Annotated in this window: 18 protein-coding genes; 4 read left to right on the plus strand and 14 right to left on the minus strand. The window is 53.0% G+C overall.

The genetic code is table 11. The annotated features are described in order from the left end of the window. Positions 1–3: 3 nt before the first annotated feature. On the minus strand, positions 4–501 hold the full coding sequence (locus BUQ78_RS02590; RefSeq protein WP_074199179.1) for an adenosine-specific kinase: 498 nt from the start codon (positions 499–501) through the stop codon (positions 4–6). A gap of 4 nt (positions 502–505) precedes the next feature. Next, positions 506–1,345: an HAD family hydrolase gene (locus tag BUQ78_RS02595; protein ID WP_074199180.1), complete on the minus strand. Its 840-nt coding sequence runs from the start codon at positions 1,343–1,345 to the stop codon at positions 506–508. A 166-nt stretch (positions 1,346–1,511) separates the two neighbouring features. Between BUQ78_RS02595 and BUQ78_RS02600 the strand changes: the two genes are divergently transcribed. Further along, positions 1,512–1,910, plus strand: a complete 399-nt coding sequence (locus BUQ78_RS02600; protein ID WP_014806466.1) for a hypothetical protein — start codon at positions 1,512–1,514, stop codon at positions 1,908–1,910. 89 nt (positions 1,911–1,999) lie between these two features. Here the strand turns inward: BUQ78_RS02600 and BUQ78_RS02605 are convergent, their stop codons facing one another. After that, positions 2,000–2,428 carry an OmpH/Skp family outer membrane protein gene (locus BUQ78_RS02605; RefSeq protein ID WP_014806465.1) on the minus strand — a complete coding sequence of 143 codons (429 nt, stop codon included), beginning with the start codon at positions 2,426–2,428 and terminating at the stop codon, positions 2,000–2,002. Positions 2,429–2,565: 137 nt separating this feature from the next. Between BUQ78_RS02605 and BUQ78_RS02610 the strand changes: the two genes are divergently transcribed. Continuing rightward, on the plus strand, positions 2,566–2,793 hold the full coding sequence (locus BUQ78_RS02610) for a putative Se/S carrier protein (protein ID WP_014806464.1): 228 nt from the start codon (positions 2,566–2,568) through the stop codon (positions 2,791–2,793). Between the two features lie 2 nt (positions 2,794–2,795). Further along, on the plus strand, positions 2,796–3,059 hold the full coding sequence (locus BUQ78_RS02615) for a ubiquitin-like small modifier protein 1 (protein ID WP_245529620.1): 264 nt from the start codon (positions 2,796–2,798) through the stop codon (positions 3,057–3,059). Here the strand turns inward: BUQ78_RS02615 and BUQ78_RS02620 are convergent. The 7 genes from BUQ78_RS02620 to BUQ78_RS02655 form a co-directional block, all read right to left on the minus strand. Further along, positions 3,056–3,481 (minus strand): hypothetical protein, encoded by a 426-nt coding sequence (locus tag BUQ78_RS02620; protein WP_074199181.1) that lies wholly within the window; start codon positions 3,479–3,481, stop codon positions 3,056–3,058. The two genes, BUQ78_RS02615 and BUQ78_RS02620, sit on opposite strands and share 4 nt — an antisense overlap. Beyond that, positions 3,465–4,397: a DUF4392 domain-containing protein gene (locus tag BUQ78_RS02625; RefSeq protein ID WP_014806461.1), complete on the minus strand. Its 933-nt coding sequence runs from the start codon at positions 4,395–4,397 to the stop codon at positions 3,465–3,467. Before BUQ78_RS02625 ends, BUQ78_RS02620 begins: the two co-directional genes overlap by 17 nt. After that, positions 4,394–5,353: a 6-phosphofructokinase gene (gene pfkA, locus BUQ78_RS02630; RefSeq protein ID WP_074200146.1), complete on the minus strand. Its 960-nt coding sequence runs from the start codon at positions 5,351–5,353 to the stop codon at positions 4,394–4,396. Before pfkA ends, BUQ78_RS02625 begins: the two co-directional genes overlap by 4 nt. Before the next feature lie 5 nt (positions 5,354–5,358). Next, entirely contained in the window at positions 5,359–6,117 is a 759-nt protein-coding gene (locus BUQ78_RS02635) for a coiled-coil domain-containing protein (protein WP_074199182.1), read from the minus strand. Positions 6,118–6,240: 123 nt separating this feature from the next. Beyond that, positions 6,241–8,109, minus strand: coding sequence for an S-layer homology domain-containing protein (locus BUQ78_RS10190; protein WP_318259463.1), 1,869 nt, complete (start codon positions 8,107–8,109; stop codon positions 6,241–6,243). Positions 8,110–8,488: 379 nt separating this feature from the next. Continuing rightward, entirely contained in the window at positions 8,489–9,544 is a 1,056-nt protein-coding gene (locus BUQ78_RS02650) for a glycosyltransferase family 4 protein (protein WP_318259464.1), read from the minus strand. Between the two features lie 19 nt (positions 9,545–9,563). After that, positions 9,564–10,565: a glycosyltransferase family 9 protein gene (locus BUQ78_RS02655; protein WP_074199184.1), complete on the minus strand. Its 1,002-nt coding sequence runs from the start codon at positions 10,563–10,565 to the stop codon at positions 9,564–9,566. A 78-nt stretch (positions 10,566–10,643) separates the two neighbouring features. Here BUQ78_RS02655 and BUQ78_RS02660 point away from each other — a divergent pair, with 78 nt between their 5' ends. Beyond that, positions 10,644–11,690: a glycosyltransferase family 2 protein gene (locus BUQ78_RS02660; RefSeq protein WP_074199185.1), complete on the plus strand. Its 1,047-nt coding sequence runs from the start codon at positions 10,644–10,646 to the stop codon at positions 11,688–11,690. Here BUQ78_RS02660 and BUQ78_RS02665 read toward each other — a convergent pair. Genes BUQ78_RS02665 through BUQ78_RS02680 form a run of 4 tightly spaced genes read right to left on the minus strand, consistent with a single transcriptional unit; the run spans position 11,681 to position 16,206 of the window. Continuing rightward, positions 11,681–12,727 carry a glycosyltransferase gene (locus BUQ78_RS02665; RefSeq protein ID WP_074199186.1) on the minus strand — a complete coding sequence of 349 codons (1,047 nt, stop codon included), beginning with the start codon at positions 12,725–12,727 and terminating at the stop codon, positions 11,681–11,683. The two genes, BUQ78_RS02660 and BUQ78_RS02665, sit on opposite strands and share 10 nt — an antisense overlap. Then, positions 12,724–13,920 (minus strand): glycosyltransferase family 9 protein, encoded by a 1,197-nt coding sequence (locus tag BUQ78_RS02670; protein ID WP_074199187.1) that lies wholly within the window; start codon positions 13,918–13,920, stop codon positions 12,724–12,726. The genes BUQ78_RS02665 and BUQ78_RS02670 overlap by 4 nt, the downstream gene beginning before the upstream one ends. Then, positions 13,904–14,968, minus strand: a complete 1,065-nt coding sequence (locus BUQ78_RS02675) for a glycosyltransferase family 4 protein (RefSeq protein ID WP_084532173.1) — start codon at positions 14,966–14,968, stop codon at positions 13,904–13,906. The genes BUQ78_RS02670 and BUQ78_RS02675 overlap by 17 nt, the downstream gene beginning before the upstream one ends. Then, positions 14,965–16,206: a mitochondrial fission ELM1 family protein gene (locus BUQ78_RS02680; RefSeq protein WP_074199188.1), complete on the minus strand. Its 1,242-nt coding sequence runs from the start codon at positions 16,204–16,206 to the stop codon at positions 14,965–14,967. The genes BUQ78_RS02675 and BUQ78_RS02680 overlap by 4 nt, the downstream gene beginning before the upstream one ends. Positions 16,207–16,217 lie beyond the last annotated feature (11 nt).

Consider the following 16,217-nt stretch of genomic DNA (forward strand, 5'->3'; position numbering starts at 1 on the left):
GGATCACCTTTTGTAACCGATTATATCTCGAAGCAGGGATTTTCTCTCTGCGATGTGAGACTCTTCTTCCACGCCTTTGGAGGCGTATCCGTCGACGACGCCAGCCACTCCCCTGCCCATGTCCGTCTCAAACACCAAAAGCTGCAGAGGGTTTGCCGTGGCGGCGTAAATGCTACATACCTCCTGAACGGCCTTGATCCTGTTTAAGACGTTAATCGGGTATCCTTTGCGAAGCAATATTACGAAGGTATGCCCCGCCGATATCTTTTGCGCGTTCCTGACGGCCGCATCGATCAAATCCTTTGCGTTGCCGTCGTAGCGAATCAGACAAGGGCCCGAGGCCTCGCAGAAGGCAATGCCAAACTCAAGCACCGGAGAAGCCGTGACAAGCGCTTCGTACAAGTCCTCGACCGTCTTGATGAAATGGCTGTGTCCAACTATTATGTTGCACTCCTCCGGCATCTCCATGTCCACGATTTCCCACCTGATCTGCTCAGACATTGCATCAACACCTCCCGTTAACGGTGATCTTGAAATCTCTGCTCAAAAGAAAATCCGCAAGGGCGCAAAAGCCCTTCCTGGACGCGGGAGGTATGACGAGATCCGCCATTTCAAGGATGTCCGAGACGGCATCTTCGGGTGCGACCTTAAAGTCGCAAATGCCGAGCATTTCCAGGTCGTTCATGTGGTCTCCCACGCCCACCACGTAAACATCGTTCAGTCCCGACAACTTTTTAAGCTCCGCCAGGGCCGACCCCTTAGAGGTGCCCAAGGGCAACACGTCCAAGAAATCGTCTCCGGCCAGCGTTATATTTACCTTACCGCTCAAAGAACCTTCGAGCATCCCTTTTAATTTTGCGACCAACGCGGGTTTGCCGAAATAAAGTATCCTAAATACGTCGTCTTTGATGTCCGAAGAAAGCAGTACCGGCTCCAACTTCACATCGAGCGACTTAAAGTAGGCTATGCTAAGAAGGTCGCTCGGCCTGCAGCGAACGGCCTCGTCGCCGTAGACCTGAACCTCAAGGGGAAAATCAAAGCCAAGCTTTAGTACTTCGCGCGCGACATCCGCAGGCATCCTTCTTTCAAAGTAAACGGCGCCGCTTTTGGGATCCATCACCCGAGCGCCGTCATAAACGATCGCCGGCCAAAGGGCCCCCAGAGACCTAATGTGCCTCAAGGCTCCTGCCAGTATCCTGCCCGTTGCCACGATAAGGCTCCAGCCCGACGACTTAAGCAGCTCCGCCGAACGGGCCACATCGCGGGGCACTCTGTCATCATAGATCACGGTACCGTCCAAGTCCAACACGATCCACTTATCCGTAAAAGAAAGGTCCTTTTTCATGTCATCATCCTTTTTTAGTTCTTTGTGCCCATTTATTTTATCCTATGGGGATATCTTTTTAAAACCCCTAGACACAAAAAGCGAATTATGCGATAAAATGGTGAGGCCGTTAACGAAGGCGGAACGTGCAACCGAAATGATGCCGGCCGAAAGGAGGTGAACGTCGATGAAAAAAGTGTGGATCGCAATAATCGTCATAGTTCTCATCGTACTGGGAGTGCTGGCCTTGAGGCCAAAGCAGGCGCCCGTTGAGGTCACTCAACCGACGCAGGAGGAAACGAGCACAGAGGTGACCCAAGAAGAAACGGCAACTCCCGAACAAGAAGCTCCGGCCGATGAGGCCGTTCAGCAGGAGGAGCAGCAGGGTGAGCAGCCTGCTACCGAAGCTGCCCCCGAGACCATGAACGCTCAGCCCGAACAGCAGCCGACGGAAGGCGTAGAGACTCCTTCCGCTGAGACGGGAACGCCTGAGGCCTCACAGGATACGACTCAGACAACTGAGCCTCAGCCTGCAGAGGGCACCGCTCCCACTGAGGGCGAGCAAACCCAGACGCAACAGCAGTAGCTTATCAGCAGTTAACACAAAAACAAGTGAGGCGAAGGCCTGCAGGCCTTCGCCTCACTTGTTTTTGCCTTTCGTCGGCAACGGCCGGCTTACTTTTTCTTGCTTAGCTCGACTATCACGTCGTTGGTGATATCGGTGCCTCCAAAGAACACCTGATTTTTGTCCAGGACCAGCGTGAAGCCCTTCGCCTGAGCAACGGTCCGTATGGCCAGGTCGATGTCCTTGAAGAGAACTTCCATCAGTTTTTGCTCCTCTATAGCGGCCTCTTGCCTTTTTTGCATGTAGATCCTCTTCTGTTCGTCCTCGGTCTTTACGGCATCCATGGCCATCTTGGCTTCCTGCTGTTTTTTGTCCATCATTGCCTTGATCTGCTTTTGCGTATCCTGGAACTTCGGATGAGAGTAAAGCACCTTTTGCGGATCGATTATGGCTATCTTTTCGTCAGCCAAAGCGGCTCCCGCAAACGCAACCGAACAAACGACAGCTACCAAAAACATCAGCACTAACTTGCGCACCACTGCATACCACCCTCCTACAAGGAATACATAAATAACTTAATGCCCGAAGCTGCAACGTGCAAATTTTACTTCTACAAGCCCGTCAAGTCCAGGTATAATTACTGAAGGACGGATTATCGACCAAAGAGGTGAAGGCCTTGGCCTGCATAGCGACCTTTTTCGTGACCCACATGGCCCTGCGGTTTGAAAGGGAGTGCAGAAAGGAAGGCTACGACGTGAGGATCATACCCGTGCCCAGAAGCCTTTCGGCAAGCTGCGGGCTTGCCTGCAGATACCCCTGCGAGGCCGAAGAAAGGATAAAGGAGCTATGCGCGGCGCACAACATTGAGGTGGAGGGCTTTCACCGCCTGGAGGGTTACAATTGATCGTGAGGTTTTACGCTTCCCTTAGGGATGTAACCGGCACCAAGGAAGCCCGCATCGCGGGCTGTAAAACCGTGGGCGAACTCTTGAAGCGGATGTGCGACAAATACGGCAAGGCCTTTGAAGACCTGCTTTTGCGGGACGGCTCGCTCATTGTAGGCGTCATGGTGCTTGTAAACGGCACCCACATCGCACATCTTCAGGGACTCGATACGCCCTTAAGCGACGACTGCGTCGTAGATGTCTTTCCCCCCGTGGCCGGAGGTTAGCCGTAAAGCTTTTTCTCGTATTTTTCCTTGAGCTCGCGGTAAGTCTCTTCGGAGATGCGGCCCTCAAGCAGGGCCTTTTCCAGGGCATCCAAACGCATGTCCAGTTCATCCCTGTCAAGGACGCTGTCTGAAAAGTCCTTTTTAGAGTCTTGGGGCACCGACACCGGAGGCTTAGGCGGGCTTTGGGTGGGAAAATACTTATGCCAAAAAAGCGACGACAGTATCCACCATACCCCCAAGCCCACGACGGCAAGCACCAATGCCATTACGAGCATCCCCGACATGGGCATGGGCATAAAAGCCATCATGCCATGTCCGTATCCGTAAAAGCCAGCCTTACAGAAGGAGATCCCCCACAGGGCAACGATTGCCACGGCCAAAATGCCAAGGATCAGGGTAAATCCCCTAAAAGGAGCGTTCATCTTTGAGCTTCACCCCCTCGTCGGGCGATGCAGTCCTAAGGCAGTCTCTAACCAAGCCGCCCAAGGCGGATATGACCTCTCCGTTTTTGGAGAGGTGAAGGCCGTCCACGAAGGGGCCGCGCTCAAGCGTCTTTCCGTCGACGGCTCCCGCATCCAGCATTGACATCACCATCTGAAGCTCCTCGCCGGCATCGTGAAGCAAAAACCTTCCGGTAATACACGACATCAAGGCAACCAACCCGTAGGCTCCCCAGTTGGAGACGTCGCAGGCTACGGGCGCATCGCTTCTTACCGCCGAAAGGCATCGGCCATATTCGGGCAGTAAAAGCGCAAGATCCTGAAGGAAGTTTCCCATGCCCGCCTCGTTTCCGCCGTCGCCTATCCCAAGCACTTTCGCCTTAGGGCCAACCTCACCGATAAGCGATACCACGTCATCCAGGGGCTCGACCGAGTCCGTGATATCGAGGCCCCTCATGTTGTAATACCTGCCGTCCCTGGCCCTGCCCGGTCGTTCGATGAACACCAAAAGGTCGGCTCCGAAGCTCAGCAGCTGCCTTCCCTTTGACGCCGCGAAAACTTTGGGGCCCCGCAGGGCAGCAGATGCAGCCGATACGACGCTTCGACACCTCCAGTCGGTGGCGATGAGCGGCGACTTTCCCAGGCGCTCCAAAGCCCTGCCCAGGACCGCGGCTCCCATGGGCCCGTCCGTCTCGCAGGCTCCCGCTTCCTCAACGTAAAACCCCGTGATTATGACGGGGCGCCTGCACGCAAGAAGAAGCCTTAGGGCCACGTGCCACTGGCTTTCGTCGGACAGGGACGACAAGCCCCTGCCCGTTAAGCCCGAGGCCACCATTGCCATTACGCGCTTCGTCGGAACGCCGTCGCGCATTGATGTTTGCCTGTTTAACGCGCTCATATCGAAAGCATCTCCATCAACGAGAGCACCTCGTCGCTCAAGGGCTTTTTCTCCTCCCAGGCGACGGGCAAGGGATGCGTCACCATTTGGCCGCACAGGGATCCTATCATGATGCCTGACTCGCCTTCGAGCAAGGCCTTAACCGCATGAGCCCCCATGCGGGAGGCCAAAGTGGCGTCAAAGGCCGTGGGGCTTCCGCCGCGCTGTATGTGGCCCAGGACGGTAACGCGCGCTTCGTAGCCTGCCGTGTCCTTTAACTTTGCGGCCAGGTCCTGGGCGCCCATGACGCCTTCGGCCACTATGATCAAAGAATGGGTCTTCCCCTGACGCCTGGCGTAATGAAGCTTCTTACACAGGTGATCCAGGTCAAAGGGCATCTCGGGAAGGAGCACATATTCGGCCCCTGAAGCAAGTGCTACCTGGGCGGCCAAAAAGCCGCAGCGTCGTCCCATGACCTCAATTATGAAAAGCCTGTCGTGGCTTGAGGCCGTATCGCGTAATTTTCTTACCGCATCCAATGCGGTATTAACGGCCGTATCGAAGCCTATCGTCATGTCCGTTCCCTCTATATCGTTGTCTATGGTACAGGGAATACCGACGACCGGGATCCCCCTTTGATGAAGCGCCCAGGCGCCCTTAAACGTGCCTTCGCCGCCTATTAAGATCAGTCCATCAAGGTCCAGCTCCCTCAAGCGGTCTAAGGCCTCCACCTGCCCCTCGGGTTTCTTGAAGCGCTCGCTTCGGGCGGTGCGAAGGACGGTGCCGCCCCTGTGGATGATGCCCCCGACGGAGCGGCTAGTCAATGGAATTACGTCACCTTCAAGCAATCCTTCAAAGCCCCTCCTGATGCCTATGACCTCAAGCCCCTTGTAAATAGCGCACCTCGTTACCGCCCTTATGGCGGCGTTCATGCCAGGGGCGTCGCCGCCGCTTGTTAAGACCCCTATGCGCTTCATTTCCGTCATTCTTTCTGCAGCTCCTCGATGCGGGCTTCGACCGTCTCGATTTCCTTTTCTATGCCCGCCAGCTGCTCCTCAAGCTGGCTTTTTTGGTCCTTGAGCTGGTTTAACCTTTTTATAAGGCGCTCAAGCTCAAGCTGGGCAGCCACACGACCCTGATAAAGCTTGGAGGGGTCGTCCTGGGAGACATCCCAGAAGAAATCTATCTGCTTTCCCATGGTTATGGGGCCTATGTTGCCGTCAATGGTAAGCCTCAAGGTCGATACGCCTTGCAAGTACGATTTGCCATTTTCGTCGTAGCGAGGAAAGTAAACGAGCCCCTCTCGCTTGCCCGAGAGCTTAAAGTTAAATCTCTTGTCGTAGTCGGCGGGGGAAAGCTTTTTACCGCCCACCCAAAGCGTCACCTTGTTGTCGAAGGGTGCCATCCTCAAGGGTGCACCTTTCATGTTGAAGGAAAGCATTATTGGAATGTACTCCTCAAGCTGCAGGGCCTTAAGCAGCTCAAGCTTGTAGTTTTCAAGCTCGCTTTCGGTCCAGAGGTTTTTTTCCGCCTCACGCTGGACCAAGGCCTCGATGTACTCAGCCGAATAGTAGGTAGCAACTATGGCGAGCTCATCTCCCATGTCGCCCTTGGTCATATAGGTCCTGCTCCATTTTTGAAGGATGGAGTCAAAATCAGCGGAAAAAGAGGGGATGCCACAAAAAAGCAACCCAACCAAAACAACAGTAACGCTCGCTAAAAATCCTGCTCTATTTTTCATACTAAAACCTCCGTGACCCGCAAATTGTCTTTACGTCGATACATGACGTGAAAGATTATAGCTTAGAAGAATATAAAAAAAAAGACCGGGCAATCTGCCCGGTCTTTTGCTGCAAGATTAAGCTTAGAAGAATATCCAGGTACGCAGGCGGACTAAGCTGTCGTCCTTAAGATCCGCATCTACCTCTGTCCATCCCTCGTCGTAGTCCACGTCGTCGTAGGCCAATTCAAACAATACTGTCGGCGTGTACCAGTACTGAACGCCAAAGGTCCAGTTGGTGATATCAAAGCTGCCGGCGTTCGCCAACCTGCCCTTTTTGGCATAGCCTTCAAGGCTATGGTCAAACTGACCGTAGCGTTGGTACGTCGCCCATTTGTCGCTCCACTTCTGCTCCAACTTCACGAACAAAGCTTCCGTCTCCCACACGTTAGATACGGCAGGCATGGTCAAGTTTGGAGTAAGCTCGGCGCCAAAGGCATCCCACGGAGAAAGTGCGGTGTGAAAGTTAGGATCGAACTTAGCGTACTCAACCCACAAGCTCGTGAACTTCAAGGTGTCCTGAGATACGTCGATGATGGCCTTGTAGGCGTTGGGCGAATCGTCGGAATTCTTAGCTCCCGCAGGGAGATCTAGATCTTCCATGTAGTAAGCACCCTTAAACTGGAAACCCGGTGCAAAGGTGATGCCGAAGTCTGCCCAGTAAACGCCGTAATCCTGATATTTAGACTCAAAAGCAGGAGTAGTAGTAGTATAATTAACTTCAGTATCACTGCTAACAGTTATACTAGTACCTGGTATTGATGGTACGTTGATTTCCGTATCTACAGGAACTACAACCTCAGTACCATCACTCAACTTTGCCTTCAAATCGGCAAGTAATTTATTACTACTATTATCTATAGGTACCATATTGCCATCAGAACCTACTATATACCCACTAGCCGTATTTAGCACAGCTAAAGGACTGCCTGAAGCAACTTTCTGAGTCTTAGTCTCTGTTACTGACTTCGAGGGGAAAACGTTATCTGCTACTGGATCATACAGCCACCTCGGATTCTGAGCGCTGCTATAGGTCATCACAGCAGTTCCATCGTTGTCGTAGTCGTAATACAAGCCACTGATGGCGATGCGGAACTTGTCGCTGGGCTGGAAGTTGAAACGGGCACCGTAGTTGTACATATCACCAAGCTCGGTGTAATCATCAACTTTCTCATCATCTTCATTGTGAGCAGCAAATATGGTTATGTCACCCTTCTCAAGGTTCTTCCTCCAGTAAAACCCTTTCAACGTCTGATCGGTGAACCAGGCATCTTCATCGATGTATAAGCCTGCCTCGTCCTCCCAGTCGTAGTTCCACTGGCCTACCATGAGGTAGGAGTCCCAAGGCAACTGAATCGTGGCATAGTAACGCTGCCAGCTGACATCGGAGCCACCAATACGCATGGTTACAGTGGTTTTATCGTCAATCTGCTTGCTCATCCAGAGACGGTACCTGTTCAGATCGAATTCTGTTTCGCCGTTGTGCTTGTAACCGCTCTGACTGTCGCTGTTGGCGTATGCTCCGTCGCCCTCATCGGCCCAGCGGGCATCGAAACGTAGCTCTCCCCAGAATTTCCATCCGCCGAGGTTCTCCTCGAGCACAGCTACGCGCTCATCCAAGGCATCTACCCTTACGCCCAAGGCCTCGAGTTCGTCCTTGAACTCAACGACGAGTTTCTTCAACATCTCGACGTCTTCCTTGCTGGCCTTCTCCATGTCGACGGTGGCCAGTGCCCTGGCAACGAGCATGGACATCTCGTACCTGGTCATCGGATGGTTGCCCCTATAGGTGCCATCAGGATAACCCTGAATTATGCCCTTCGCGGCCAACTGAGAAATGGCGTCATATGCCCAGTGGTTCATCGGCACATCGACGAAGGGATTGGCGGCAAATGCCGGAGCCGCAAATGCCACTAGGGCAAAAACGGCTACTAACGCTAGTAACTTCTTCATGTTCATTCAACCCCCTTGGTTAAATTTATATTTTGCGGAAAGACTGCCGAGACTTCTCCGCCTTCGGGGGTACGCTTAAAGAAGTTTCCTCGTTTCCTTCTTCCTGTCCCCTCGAAAGGCAAACGTCCGTCTCATGCCATTTCCGCCTTCCTCACCCGCTCTCCCTTTTTGGCCGGGGGTCGTCGCACCTCCTTTCAGTGCCTTCGGGGATCGACGCAGGTGTTAGAAGCTACACCAAGGTAACATTGTCAAGGTGCTTCGGGGATATGCGCGGTCGAAGACCGACCATCTCAAACAGCTCCCCATTGACACAGGCTTTTAACTTGCAGCCCTGTTACGCCATATATCGTAGCCACTGCCGCAAACTAAGACAATAGGCCTAAAGTCCTAATTTGCGATACAGGGCCGCATATTGCTCTGCGATTTTGCCGACGTCAAACCTTAAAGCTCTTTTTACGGCAGCGCAACCCTTTGCCTTTCTTGCTTCCTCAAAGCTCAGGGCATCCTTTATGGCGGCGGCCAAATCGTTTGGGTCGTTTGGCTTGACGAGCCAGCCGCAGGCTTCGTCGGCGAAGTCAAGCACCCCTCCTGCCTTCGTGGCAACAAGGGGCAGGCCGCTGGCCATGGCCTCCAGGGCCACGATGCCGAAAGGCTCAGGACTCTTGGAAGGAAGCACGAAAAGGTCTGCTTCCCACATGAGGGGCCTTACGTCTTCGATAAATCCCCAAAAGGTCATAATGCCCTTTACGGCAAGCCTTAAAGCCAGGTCTTCAAGGTTTTTGCGCTCAGGTCCGTCGCCTGCAAGCCAGAGGCGGAAATCGAAAAACTTGGCAAGATCGGCGCAGGCTTTGATCAACACGTCAAAGCCCTTCCAGTCGACGAACCTGCCGGCAGCCAAGATGACGAAAGTTTCTTCAGGGGTGCCGGATTTTTTTCGCATCTTTGGCACGTAACCTTTTGGCCTTTCGTAGCGGGAGACGTCTATGGGGTTTGAGACCACCGTCACTTTACTTTCGTCAAAGCCTTGGGAGATCATGTGGCTTGCCACGTCGCTTGAGCAGGCAGCCAGGTGCGTGGCGTACCTGTAGTATTTGGCCTTGGGGTATTTGTCTACGGTGCAAAGCACAGGTATGTCAAGCTTTTTCCCCCAGTATCCGCCTATCAGCGCGGCCTGCGAGAGGCGGGTATGGATGACGTCGGGCTTTATCCTTTTAATTGCGTCTTTTACGCAGGCACAAAGGGGCGGCGCCCATGAAAGAAAGGGCCTGCAGGTATAGGCGGTAAAGCCCCACACGGCAAGCATGTCCTGCAAGGTACCGCCCGGGCGACACAGGATGAAGTTTTCGATATCCCTTTGCCTTAAGGCCTCAAGCAGCTGTATCCAGGCCTGCGCCCAGGACAGCCTGTTTTCGTCGACGTAATGAAGCACGCGCATTTTACCATTCTCCTTGGTTTTATCTGATAAATTCATGTAACTTCAGCTTTACCAACGCTTCAAAGGCATCCTTTGGCTTTATCGAGGAAAGACAATCTCTGCCACAGTCCCAGTTCTTGCACCCTGCGCATTTGCAGTCCGAGATGAGCTTTACGTTTATCCCCTCTAAGCCCACCTGATTCGGTAGCGTCGGGCCGAAAAGGGCCACGGCAGGCTTATGCAAGACCAAAGCCAAATGCATCGGCCCCGTATCTCCCCCTATGACGACGTCGCAGGCCTTTATCACGGCAGCCATCTCGTCAAGCTTAAGCTTTCCTGTCAGGTCAACCGCTTTTTCCTGAAATTCCTTGGGCAGCAATGAGGTTATCTCTTTGGCCATATCGCATTCCTGCCCGCCGTGGCCGAGTAAAACGGCGCTTCCGCCCGATGAAGCGACCATGGAGGCAAGCTCGGCCCAAGAGCAAACAGGCCACCTTTTTACGGGCTTGCTTGCCCCTATAACGCAGGCGACATGGGGCCTTGGCGTGGCGCTTAAAAGCTCATCGGCAAAACGGCAAAGCTTGCTTGAAACCTGATAATAAACGCGGTCTTTTTCTACCTTCACGGGACGGCCCAGGATTTGGGCCATATCTTCGCTGGGCATATTGTAAACGAAAGAGGCCCAGTCGTGCCTCCCAGCACGGTTTTTTATCCCCGAAAACAAGGCCATGACGGCCGACCTGTCCGTGCCCTGCATGGAAACCATATGCGTAAAGCCGCCTCTTCGGATATTTAAGATGAGGCGGACAAAGCCCTTAAACCCCTGTTTTCTGTCCCACACCAAGACGTCGTCGACGTAGGGCTGACCTTCGATAAGCTCCTCGTAGGGGTGTACCAAAAGCCACGTTAGCCTTGCCTCGGGCAAAGCTTCCTTTATGGTCGCCGCTAGCGGAATAGCCCTTACCACGTCGCCCAGGGCGCTGTAGCGTATAAAAAGTATCCTTTCGTCCTTCGTACCTAAAGGGGGATTGTATCCGGCCAAAGAGCATGCTCCTTTTTCCAATAAATATATGCTATCATACCGCATGGTGAATTATAAATTAAATATGGAGGTCGCGCCATGTCGGGTTTGCTTTCCCTGATAATTCCTGTTTATAACGGAACCAAATACCTTCCAGGGACGCTTGACTCCCTGGAAAATCAGAACTATGAGCCCATAGAGCTGATACTCGTCGACGACGGCTCGACGGACGACACATTGAACATCATGAGATCCTTTGCCGAGAAAAGCAGGCACGCAGTTAAAGTGATATCCCAGGCAAAGGCGGGGGTGAGCGTGGCAAGAAACAGGGGCTTTTCTGAGGCAGATGGGAAATATGTCGCCTTCTGCGACCATGATGACCTGTTCGATCCCTCCTGCTTTTTAAAGTTAATCGAAGAGATGGAAAGGCACGACTCAGAAATGGCCTTTTGCGGGCACGACTTCATAGACGAAGAGGGAAAGCCGATAGGCAGATACGACGATAAACACAGCTACCCGAAAGCCAACCCTGCAAAGGGGATAGATGTGTTATATGACTACCTGGTCGGCAAGGTATCGATATGGGGAGGAGCCGTCCTGTACAGGAGAGACTTTCTTCTTGCAAACGGCATACGCTATACCCCAAACTGCATATGTGCGGAAGACAACGAGTTCCTCATAAAGGCCCTGGCCACAGCCGAAAGCGTCGCCTGCGTGAAAGAAAGCCTGGCCTTCTGGCGCCAACATCCCGGCTCGACAAGCCATTCCTTTCAAAAGCTCAAAATAGAGGCAAACCTCCACGAGCTGACGGCCTACCTAAGATGCAAGGCCTTCATGGAAAAAATAGGAAAGACCGACACAAAGGCATACAGGACATTAACATCCCTCGTCATCCCAAGCGCTTACGTAGCATATCTGCAAAAGGTCGTGCTGGTCTACGGCAAAGAGCGGTTTAGGGCAATGGCCTTTGCTCAAAGCCTGCGAAGCAAGCTGGCGGACGGCTGTAACCTGATGCTTTTTATGAAGAGGACCGATCTGTACTTTAAGCTATTCCTGGCGATGTATCTCCCGGATGCCTTTGTAAATTTAACGCGCAAAAGATACGAGAAAAAAACAAGGGCCAGACGCATCCAGGATCAAACATAAAGGGCCGACTCATACACCTTCAGCAGGTTTTCTGCCATGCTTTTTGCCGAAAAAAGCCCGCTTCTTTTGAGGCTCAAAGACGAAAGCTGCCTCCTCAGGCTTTCGTCTGCGATTATCCTCTCAAGCGCAGCAGCCAAAGCTCCAACATCTCCCACGGGAAGGAGGAGCCCTTCGTTTCCCATTGCCTCTACGATGCCCGGCTCGGCGTAGCCCACTACCGGCAGACCGCAGGACATGGCTTCAATCAAAGTCAGGGGGAAACCCTCTGCGTAAGACGGAACGCACGCGACGTCCAAGGACTTCCAGAAGGAAAAGGCCTTTTCGGGAGGAACGGCTCCAAGGAAATTTACTTTATCTTCCACGCCCAAATCCGAAGCCAATTTTTTTGCCTCAAAAAGTAGGGGGCCTTCTCCTCCAAGCAGAAGCTCGACGGGCAAACGCCTACTAAGCCCGCCAAAGGCCTTTATGAGGTCTCTATGGCCCTTCTCGGCCTTAAAGGAGGCAAGAAGCCCTATCCTAAAGACGTCCCGTTTTTTGGGGATTAGAGGCTCGGCCAAAGGGGCACCGCTCATGTCTATGCCGTTATAGACCACCCAGGTCCGCTTCACCCAGGGCATGGCCTTTTTAACGTAATCTTCCACGGCCTTCGAGACGCAAATTATCTGCCCTTGGCCTTTGTAATGCTTGGGCTTGTGGTAGAGATGCATATGGCAAAAAAGCTTTCTTCTAAGCTCTTCGGGCAGAAACTTCGCCGCATAGCCGCTTAAAAGCGCTGCACGGCCCAGGTGCACGTGGACTACGTCAAAGGTCTTAAGAGCCCTTGCAAAAAGAAGGGGCGTAAAGGGCTCGTAGTCGTTGATAAAGGGCATGACCCTGACTTTGACCTCGGAAGACAAATGCTCCACCAAGAGGGAGCCCCTTCTGACCCAGACTTCCACGTCGTGACCCATGCCGGCAAGCTCGTTTGATATCATCACAACTACCTTTTCGGCGCCACCCCAGCCTCCCGCGTCAATGGCCTGAAGGATCTTTTTCATTGCTCTGCCTCCTCGCCTGAAAGCAACAAGGTTGCGGCCTCGTATAAAATCCGGGGCGTAATCCCCTTTACGCACCAACGCTCTTGCCCGCAGGCCTTCATGTTTCTGTCGGGACAGGGCGAGCAATCTATTTTGGGATAAATGCTCCAAACCTGTCTCCCCACAGGCATGAACTTATCGACGCGCGACAGCAAGCTGATCACCAATGTCTTCGTGCCCAAGGCGGCGGACAAATGTGCCCCGCCCGAATCCACCGATACGGTCAAAGCAGCCTTTTTAAGCAAAGCCATGGAAAGATACATTTCACGGTCTATCGAAAGATCCGTGAGAAGATATGGGACATAAGCTCCCTTGCCCATGAGATCGGCCAGGTTCCTTAATTTATCGAAATCCCCGGGACCGCCGAACAAAAGCACTTTGAAACCCTCTTTAAGCAGCATGCGACCCAGGGAAAGGAAATATTGGCTGTTCCAATCCTTTACGGGCCTGGCGCTGTAGGGAAACATGGCAACGGCCTCGCCAAAGCCGTACCTTTCCCACAGATCACCGGCAATCTGCTCGAAGTTTTCGGGTATGAGGATGCGGTGCAGCGGATCGGGCGGTTCGATGCCAAGCCTCCTTGCCAGGATCAAAGTTTGAAAGGTATCGTGCACCTTGTGCCTGTCGGGCTCCTTGAACTTCCAGTCGCTGAAGAAGCATTTGCTAGAGTAGCCTATGCGATGTTTATATTTGAAGCACAAAGAAAAAAGCAAGGACGGAACGAACTGACGTTGGGTGTCTATGAATAAATCCGCCTCGCCCATTCGCCTGCCATCGCGCCACCACCTGGCGTACTCGGGAAAGGCGGAAGGCCTGTGTTTTCTTACTACAGTATAAAGCACGTCGTCTATGAGCCCGTTATCCTTTAACAAACACTTAACGGGGTTGGAAAAGCCTCCTATCCAGGTGATATGGCTTTCAGGCCATGCCTTTTTCAAGGCGTTGAATAAGGGATTTATCATGACGACATCCCCCATGCCTGCGCCTCCGACGTAGACTAAAATGCTTTTTACGTCAAGGTGCTTGTACAGGGGGTCTTCATACCACGGTTCGTAAAGCTCCTTGGGATAATCATCGGGCCTTACCCTGTAAAGGACAACCTCAAAATCCTTGCCCGATACGGACGTAGGCCAGCTTTTAACTGCGGTCAGCATTCCGTCGCTTCCCCTTTCCGGTTTCCTTGATGCATAATTGGTATACACTAGCGACATCTCTTGCCATATCGTCGATGGTACCTATTTTATCTCGGTCGAAAAGCTGCAAGGCCTTTCTTTCGCGAAGGATATCTTCAATACCCTTTTTCCATGACCCTTTGTCTTTTGGCTCAAGCAGAGCCTCTGGGTTAAGGCACAGCTCCCTGACGGAGGGAATGTCCGAGGCAAGGATGGGAACCCCCATATCTATCGCCCGAATCAGCGTCATGCTCATCCCCTCCTCGAAGGAAGGAAACAGAAGGCAGGAACAGCGGGCGATCCACTCGTCGGCGTCCTCCCTGAAGCCCCAAAACTTCACCTTATGGGAAAGCCCAAGTTTTTCGACGAGATCCTCAAGCTCTGCCCGCATGGGGCCGTCTCCCACCACGTCTAAAAGCCATCTGCCCTCCACGTCAGCTAACGCCTTTAAGGCGACCTGCAACCCCTTTTTGGGACTCAGGCGTCCGACGAAAAGAAACTTAAAGGGGTCGTCCCTTAGGCTGCCCTGCCACCTGACGTCAGTCGGCAAAAGCCCGTTATATATCACAAAAGCTTTGTCCGACAGAAATGGCACAAGGTGGTCTTTAACGGTTTGGCTTACCGCTATGCAGGCACAGGCCTTTTTTAATGGAACCAGGGCGCGGGAGTGCCTGAAGGTAGCGTGTAAAGTCGCAACCCAGGAAACGCCGCTTAAAGAGCTTGCCCACCAGGCGATCCAAAAGGGAACGCGCGAGTGGGCGTGAATTATCTGCCAGCCTTCCCTTTTTGCTCTTCGGGCAACAAGCAAAGCACACCAAAGGGCGGTAAAGGGATTTTTGGCGTGAACGGGAAGGTGCCAGACCTTTACTGTTTCGTCAAGAAACCTTTCAAGCTTTCCACCCTTGCTTACGACCATTACCTCGTGACCCTGCTTTGCCAGCGCACCGGAAAGCCAAAGGACGTGGCGCTCCACGCCGCCTTCGTGAAACTCCGGAAGCATCTGAATTACCTTAAGCGACTCCCCTTTCACCTTGCCGTCTCCCCTTCCTCAAAGGCCGAGACAATCCATCGGGCAGCGTTTTTGGCCTCGCAAAACTGCAGGCCGTGTTTGGCCGGGCTGTTGCCGTTTAAGAAAGCCCGCAATTCGCTTGCGCTTTTAATCCATCGGGCAAGGCCCAAGCTGCAAAGCTCGTCGATGGCCAAGACGAACTTTGGCACCCCGAAAAGCCGTTTGGGCGACAAGACCTTGGTCGAGATCAAAAAGCTGCAAAGACCTTCCACGGCCCTCTTTAGGCTTTTTTTCCGCTCAACGGGCAAAACCCCCACGCAGAAACCTGCCGTGGCGGCCTCGGATATCATGGATACGGAATCCTCCGTGGCCAGCAGGTGCGTGGCAAGCCCGAAGATGCCATAGACGGGGTTGTAAGGGTCGCATGAGGCGATGCACAAATATCTGATGCATGGGTATTTGTCGCGCATCTTCCTTAGCATGTCTTCCACATCTCGTGGAGTGCGCCTCGATGTCGTAACGTAGAGGTCCATGCCCTCATCGGATGCATGCTCAAACAGGGGCTCAAGGTTTTGTCCGACCCACCGGGAGGTCAGCTCGTAATTTCCGTCGCTTCCGCCCAAAAGAAGGCCTATCCTTTTATGAGACAGGGGAGGATAAAGCCTGCTTAAGGCATCGGCTTCGCTGCGTATTTTTTGGGGGGTTACCATGTTTGGTGCACCTAAGGTGACATATACGTTGCAGGCCGGCTTGGGACAGTCGTGCTTTGGCACGATGGCAAAATCAAAGGGACTCACTCCCAGGCCGGAGGGGGTCATTATGGTTGCACACCTGCATTTAAGCAGTCGAGCAAGGGCAAAACAGTAAAGCGACGCACTGCTTCCCGCTGACAGGAAAAGGGCGTTTTCTTGCTTTACTCCCGAGGCGTCAAGCAGATTTTTTGCCCTATCAAGCAGGCTAAGTGCCCCTGCGCGGGCAAGCCATCGGCGGATGAAACCTTCGTCTTTTGCCGCAAGCCTTCGCCCAAGAACCTTAAGCAGGTAAAAGCCCTTGAGTCCGGCCGATAAACTTTTGTGGCCTAAGGAGGCCTCAGGTAAATTTGTCGTTGCTTCGTTAATTTCAAGCTCATATACACGGCAACCTGTAAGCTCGGATAAAAAATGAGCGACGCCGCGGCTTTGATTGACGTGTCCGCGGATGCCGTCGCTTATTATGAAGACTGCCTTTAAATTTTTGCCCTCGACTTGCGATTTAGACATATCGACGAAAA

The organism is Acetomicrobium flavidum (assembly GCF_900129645.1).
In the GTDB taxonomy this organism is placed as follows: domain Bacteria; phylum Synergistota; class Synergistia; order Synergistales; family Acetomicrobiaceae; genus Acetomicrobium; species Acetomicrobium flavidum.

Excerpts from the sequence above, each read along its gene's own strand:
- BUQ78_RS02590 (WP_074199179.1), bottom strand. The coding sequence starts at position 501 with ATGTCTGAGCAGATCAGGTGGGAAATCGTGGACATGGAGATGCCGGAG.
- BUQ78_RS02595 (WP_074199180.1), bottom strand. The coding sequence starts at position 1,345 with ATGAAAAAGGACCTTTCTTTTACGGATAAGTGGATCGTGTTGGACTTG.
- BUQ78_RS02600 (WP_014806466.1), top strand. The coding sequence starts at position 1,512 with ATGAAAAAAGTGTGGATCGCAATAATCGTCATAGTTCTCATCGTACTG.
- BUQ78_RS02620 (WP_074199181.1), bottom strand. The coding sequence starts at position 3,481 with ATGAACGCTCCTTTTAGGGGATTTACCCTGATCCTTGGCATTTTGGCC.
- BUQ78_RS02625 (WP_014806461.1), bottom strand. The coding sequence starts at position 4,397 with ATGAGCGCGTTAAACAGGCAAACATCAATGCGCGACGGCGTTCCGACG.
- pfkA (WP_074200146.1), bottom strand. The coding sequence starts at position 5,353 with ATGAAGCGCATAGGGGTCTTAACAAGCGGCGGCGACGCCCCTGGCATG.
- BUQ78_RS02635 (WP_074199182.1), bottom strand. The coding sequence starts at position 6,117 with ATGAAAAATAGAGCAGGATTTTTAGCGAGCGTTACTGTTGTTTTGGTT.
- BUQ78_RS10190 (WP_318259463.1), bottom strand. The coding sequence starts at position 8,109 with ATGAAGAAGTTACTAGCGTTAGTAGCCGTTTTTGCCCTAGTGGCATTT.
- BUQ78_RS02650 (WP_318259464.1), bottom strand. The coding sequence starts at position 9,544 with ATGCGCGTGCTTCATTACGTCGACGAAAACAGGCTGTCCTGGGCGCAG.
- BUQ78_RS02660 (WP_074199185.1), top strand. The coding sequence starts at position 10,644 with ATGTCGGGTTTGCTTTCCCTGATAATTCCTGTTTATAACGGAACCAAA.
- BUQ78_RS02665 (WP_074199186.1), bottom strand. The coding sequence starts at position 12,727 with ATGAAAAAGATCCTTCAGGCCATTGACGCGGGAGGCTGGGGTGGCGCC.
- BUQ78_RS02670 (WP_074199187.1), bottom strand. The coding sequence starts at position 13,920 with ATGCTGACCGCAGTTAAAAGCTGGCCTACGTCCGTATCGGGCAAGGAT.
- BUQ78_RS02680 (WP_074199188.1), bottom strand. The coding sequence starts at position 16,206 with ATGTCTAAATCGCAAGTCGAGGGCAAAAATTTAAAGGCAGTCTTCATA.